At 56.3% G+C, this 4,496-nt stretch carries 8 protein-coding genes; 7 read left to right on the top strand and 1 reads right to left on the bottom strand.

Annotated features, from left to right (window positions below):
• Positions 1 to 3: 3 nt before the first annotated feature.
• Genes ABYM29_RS14930 through ispH form a run of 3 tightly spaced genes read left to right on the top strand, consistent with a single transcriptional unit; the run spans position 4 to position 1,605 of the window.
• On the top strand, positions 4 to 159 hold the full coding sequence (locus ABYM29_RS14930) for a signal peptidase II (protein ID WP_372865585.1): 156 nt from the start codon (positions 4 to 6) through the stop codon (positions 157 to 159).
• 29 nt (positions 160 to 188) lie between these two features.
• Positions 189 to 650, top strand: coding sequence for a peptidylprolyl isomerase (locus tag ABYM29_RS14925; RefSeq protein ID WP_372865583.1), 462 nt, complete (start codon positions 189 to 191; stop codon positions 648 to 650).
• A gap of 7 nt (positions 651 to 657) precedes the next feature.
• On the top strand, positions 658 to 1,605 hold the full coding sequence (gene ispH, locus ABYM29_RS14920; protein ID WP_372865584.1) for a 4-hydroxy-3-methylbut-2-enyl diphosphate reductase: 948 nt from the start codon (positions 658 to 660) through the stop codon (positions 1,603 to 1,605).
• A 2-nt stretch (positions 1,606 to 1,607) separates the two neighbouring features.
• On the opposite strand, the gene ABYM29_RS14915 is transcribed toward ispH, so the two are convergent.
• Positions 1,608 to 2,120, bottom strand: coding sequence for a GspH/FimT family pseudopilin (locus ABYM29_RS14915; RefSeq protein ID WP_372865582.1), 513 nt, complete (start codon positions 2,118 to 2,120; stop codon positions 1,608 to 1,610).
• Positions 2,121 to 2,297: 177 nt separating this feature from the next.
• On the opposite strand from ABYM29_RS14915, the gene ABYM29_RS14910 reads away from it, so the two are divergent.
• The 4 genes from ABYM29_RS14910 to ABYM29_RS14895 form a co-directional block, all read left to right on the top strand.
• Entirely contained in the window at positions 2,298 to 2,807 is a 510-nt protein-coding gene (locus ABYM29_RS14910; protein ID WP_372865581.1) for a GspH/FimT family pseudopilin, read from the top strand.
• Positions 2,804 to 3,265 carry a type IV pilus modification protein PilV gene (pilV, locus tag ABYM29_RS14905; RefSeq protein WP_372865580.1) on the top strand — a complete coding sequence of 154 codons (462 nt, stop codon included), beginning with the start codon at positions 2,804 to 2,806 and terminating at the stop codon, positions 3,263 to 3,265. Before ABYM29_RS14910 ends, pilV begins: the two co-directional genes overlap by 4 nt.
• A gap of 1 nt (position 3,266) precedes the next feature.
• On the top strand, positions 3,267 to 4,289 hold the full coding sequence (locus tag ABYM29_RS14900; protein WP_372865579.1) for a PilW family protein: 1,023 nt from the start codon (positions 3,267 to 3,269) through the stop codon (positions 4,287 to 4,289).
• Positions 4,286 to 4,496: PilX N-terminal domain-containing pilus assembly protein (locus tag ABYM29_RS14895; protein ID WP_372865578.1), on the top strand; the 211-nt coding region annotated here is incomplete at its 3' end. The genes ABYM29_RS14900 and ABYM29_RS14895, both read left to right, overlap by 4 nt.

Genomic DNA, 4,496 nt, shown 5'->3' with positions numbered 1-4,496 from the left:
CGGCTGCGGCTGGGGCATGTGATCGACTTTATTTCGGTGCACTGGGGCTCGTCGTATTTTCCCACCTTCAATATCGCCGATGCGGCCATTACCGTTGGCGCGGTGCTGTTGATTGTCGATACCTTTTTACACCCCGAGGGTGGCGATAACGCCGCTTGAGTGGGTCACTGCTTTAACGAGAAACGTTCATGAGTGTTGCGATTGGTCCGGGAACGGAAATTACCCTGCATTTTGCCCTGCTGCTGGAAGATGGCAGCGAGGTGGATTCCACCTTTGAACGCCAGGCGGCGCGCTTTGTGTTCGGCGATGGCAATTTGCTGCCGGGAGTCGAGGCCAAGTTGCAGGGCCTGAAAGCTGGCGACAAGCAGCTGCTGCAGCTGGCGCCGGAAGATGCCTTTGGTCAGCGCAACCCCGCCAATATTCAGCGCATGCCGCGCAGCCAGTTTGGCGATATGGAATTGAGCGAGGGCTTGATGCTCAACTTCGCCGACGCCGCCAAGGCCGAGTTGCCGGGGGTGATCAGCGCCATTGGCGAGGAGCAGGTGGAGGTGGATTTCAACCACCCGCTGGCCGGGCGCAGTCTGGGCTTTCGGGTTGAAATTATCGATGTTCAGGCGCATGTTGAGGGCGACAACGGCAATGCAGAGTAACCGCAGCATGAATATTGTTCTGGCCAACCCCCGCGGTTTTTGCGCCGGGGTTGATCGCGCCATCGAGATCGTCAACCGCGCGCTGGATGTGTTCGGCTCGCCGATCTATGTTCGCCACGAGGTGGTTCACAATAAATTTGTGGTGGAAAACCTGCGCCAGCGCGGCGCGGTGTTTGTCGATGAGCTGGATGAGGTGCCCGACGACAAAATCGTCATTTTCAGCGCCCACGGCGTCTCGAAGGCGGTGCGCAGTGAGGCGGAGCGCCGCGGCCTGAAGGTATTTGACGCCACCTGCCCGCTGGTCACCAAGGTCCATATGGAGGTGGTGAACTACAGTAACGCCGGTCGCGAGTGTGTGCTCATCGGTCACAAGGGGCACCCCGAGGTCGAGGGCACCATGGGGCAGTACGACGGCAGTCAGGGTGGGCGTATCTACCTAGTCGAAGACGTGGCCCAGGCCCAGGCGCTGGAGGTCGAGCGGCCGGAAAAATTGTCCTTTGTTACCCAAACGACCCTGTCGATGGACGACACCGCGGCGGTGATTGAAGCGCTGCGCGAGAAATTTCCGGCGATTGAGGGGCCGCGCAAGGATGATATCTGCTACGCCACACAGAACCGCCAGGATGCGGTGAAAACCCTGGCCCAGCAGTCTGACCTGGTGCTGGTGGTGGGCTCACCGAATAGCTCTAACTCCAACCGCCTACGCGAACTCGCCGAGCGTTTTGGCTGTCAGGCCTATCTGATTGATAGTGAAAGTGATATTCGGCCGGAATGGCTGCGCGAGGGCTTGCGAATTGGCATCACCGCCGGGGCCTCGGCGCCGGAAGTGCTGGTTAAGTCGGTGATCGATCGCCTCTGCGAGCTCGGCGCGGCGGTGCCCCAGGAACTGGCCGGTCGGCCAGAAAATATTACCTTCTCACTGCCCCGTGAGCTGCGCCTCGTCGACGTGTCGTAAGGCTATTGCCCACAGGCTGTTGGCGTTTCCCGCTGTTCTCGCCGCAGTCGCCCGCCAATGCTGAGGATCAGGCGCCGTTCCTGGGCAAGCCCTAGTGCGCAAAGCCGCAGTGTCCCCACCTGAAATGCGCCACTTTTTAGATAAGCACTGCCGTCTGCCCGGTAGGTAATATAGTTTTCGACATGGCGATTTCCCTCCGCCACAACGCCTTTAAGTGACTGTATTGTAAGTAATATTCTCTCGTCCGCTTCGCGGACGCCATTGCTGTTGTCGTCTAGGAAGACCTCGGCGCCACTGGCCCAGCTGCCGTTGTGGTTTCTCAGGCTCACCGGTTGGGCGTAATGAATGGCTGCTTGTCGGGCGCTGTATATGCCACTAAACAGCGTATTGCTGGCGTTGCGCAGCCGCTGTTGTTGAAGTAATTGTTGAAACGACGGCACCGCTGCCGAGCTGACAATCCCTAAGATCACCAGCGCTAGCAATAGCTCTACGAGGGTCTTTCCCTGACTGTACATAATGGAATCCTTTCCATTCTACTGCTATACGTATAGTAGTGGGCGCTACATTTATCCAGGATTCAGGGCCGTAATTTAAAGAGGATATGTCACGTGATAGGGGCATATGCGTATTAATTTTGTGACCCAGTCGTCGTATTTTGCATAAAAACACCAAATGCAATGGCGGGAAACACTATGCAAGTTAAGTCGTCTAAGGGCTTTACCCTCATCGAATTGCTGACCGCGATTGCTGTGCTGAGCATTCTGGCCTCTGTTGCGGTACCAAGTTACGACCTTCTTATTACCCAGTCCCGAGTGCGGGCGGATATGCAGAATTTGTTGCGTTCAACGGCGATGGCCCGAGCCGAGGCGGTAACCCGAGGGGCAGCGGTGAAGGTGACCGCGGTCGAGGCGGAATGGAAGAAGGGCTGGCGTATTTGGACCGATCTCAATGGCGATGGCGTGGTCGATAGCGGTGAGACCATTCGCATGGTCTCCGATTTGTCTAAGACCGCGAGCATTGCGGTTAGCCGCGCGTCGGCGGCTATTACCGAGTTTACCTTTACTCGAGAGGGATTTTTGGATGTGGCCACGGCGATAGATATTGCCTATAAGGCCGGCAGTGGCAGTAGCTGCGAGCGCGAGCGCGATGTGCGTATTGCTCCCAGCGGGCAGGTCACCGTGGTAGCGAGGGATTGCATATGAAATCGTCATTTCAACAAGCCCGTGCCCAGCGCGGCACTACCTTAATCGAGGTGTTAATCGCGATCTTGGTCACGGCGACCGGGGTGATGGGGGCGGCGGCGATGCAGATCAATTCGGTGAAGTATAACCAGATGGCAAAGTTTCGCTCGGCGGCGGTATTTTTGGCCAATGATATCAGCGATCGCATGCGCGCCAATCGGCCAGTGGCTTTGGCCGGGGGTTACGATATTGCCGCCGCAGATGGCTCGCCCACCGGCGATGAAATCAATGCCAGGGATTTACGCGAGTGGTTGTCTGAACTGGCTGTCAGGATGCCGCAGGGTGATGGGGCCATTATTCGCGACGGCAATCGTTTTACCATTGTTGTCAGCTGGGATGAAAAGCGTCTGAGAAAGTCGCGGGAAGCAGGAGAGGGCGAAACCGGCATTCAGGAATTCGAATTTATTATGGAGCTTTAGCGTGAGGAACACACAGCGGGGGTTCGGTCTGGTTGAGCTGATGATTGCAATGTTGCTGGGCCTTGCGCTGAGTGCGGCGGTGATTCAGGTGTTTGTCGCGACCCGCACTACAAATCGGGTGCAGGATTCGCTGTCGATGATTCAAGAAAACGCCCGCTTTGCGATGCACTTTCTCGGCAAGGAGATCCGCATGGCGGGGTATCTGGGCTGCAGCTCTATTGGCAATATTAAGCTTTCTGTTATCGCCAAACCACCTGGCGATGTTGAGTATGTGCCAGTCTTTGGCGAGGACAACGTCGCAGCGGGAAACGCGCTGGCAGCGGTCCCCGGCACGGATACTCTTCGCATTCGCCGCGGTTCGGATGAGTCGGTAAAAATAACCGGTAACCTGCCGCCGGATAATGCCAACGTCCAGATAGAAGATAATAAATACAATATCAAGCAAAAGGATTTCGTGTTGATCACCGACTGTGTGACCGGCGATATTTTTCGAGTCACCAACAGCCCAAAAGGGGCCGGTCAGGGCAAGGCGACGCTCGCGCATTCGAATGCCTCTAATACCAGAAACCGGTTGAGTAAAATCTACGGCGGCGACGCCGAGATTTTTGCCTTTGAAAGCACTAATTTTGCGGTGCGGGATACCGGCCGGGATACGGTTGGGGGGCTGCCTATTTACGCGCTCTTTACGCAGCAGATTCCGATTTCTTCCGGAGGGGTATTGGGCCCTGCGGTAGAAATTATCGAGGGTGTGGAAAACATGCAGCTGAGTTATGGCCTGGACACCGATGGCGATCGCTCAGTGGATGAATACAAGACTGCTGACGCTGTGACCGACTGGCTGGAAGTGCTGGCAGTGCGGGTCGAGCTGACGATGGTTGCTAACGATGAGAGTGTTGTTGGTGAAACCGGCGATGTGGATGCGCAAAGTGTATACGATTCGGCTGGTAATTTACTCGATAATGCCGATGGGCGTATGCGCCAGGTGTTCAGCAGTGTCTTTGCGATAAGGAACCGTTTGCAATGACTGTAGTCCGGCGCGATCAACAATCTGGGGCCGTGCTGATCGTCGCACTGGTCTTTATGCTGATATTGGCGATTATTGGCGGGGCGTCTATGCAGAATGCGACTCTGCAAGAGCGCATGGCCGGGAACAGCAAGGATCTCAATATCGCCTTTCAGGCGGCTGAAATAGCGATACGCGGCGCCGAGGAAGTGATGAAAACGGTCAAGG

Origin of the sequence: Spongiibacter sp., from assembly GCF_041602295.1 — a bacterium.
Lineage (GTDB): Bacteria > Pseudomonadota > Gammaproteobacteria > Pseudomonadales > Spongiibacteraceae > Spongiibacter.
This window is presented reverse-complemented; position numbering and strand designations above follow the sequence as displayed.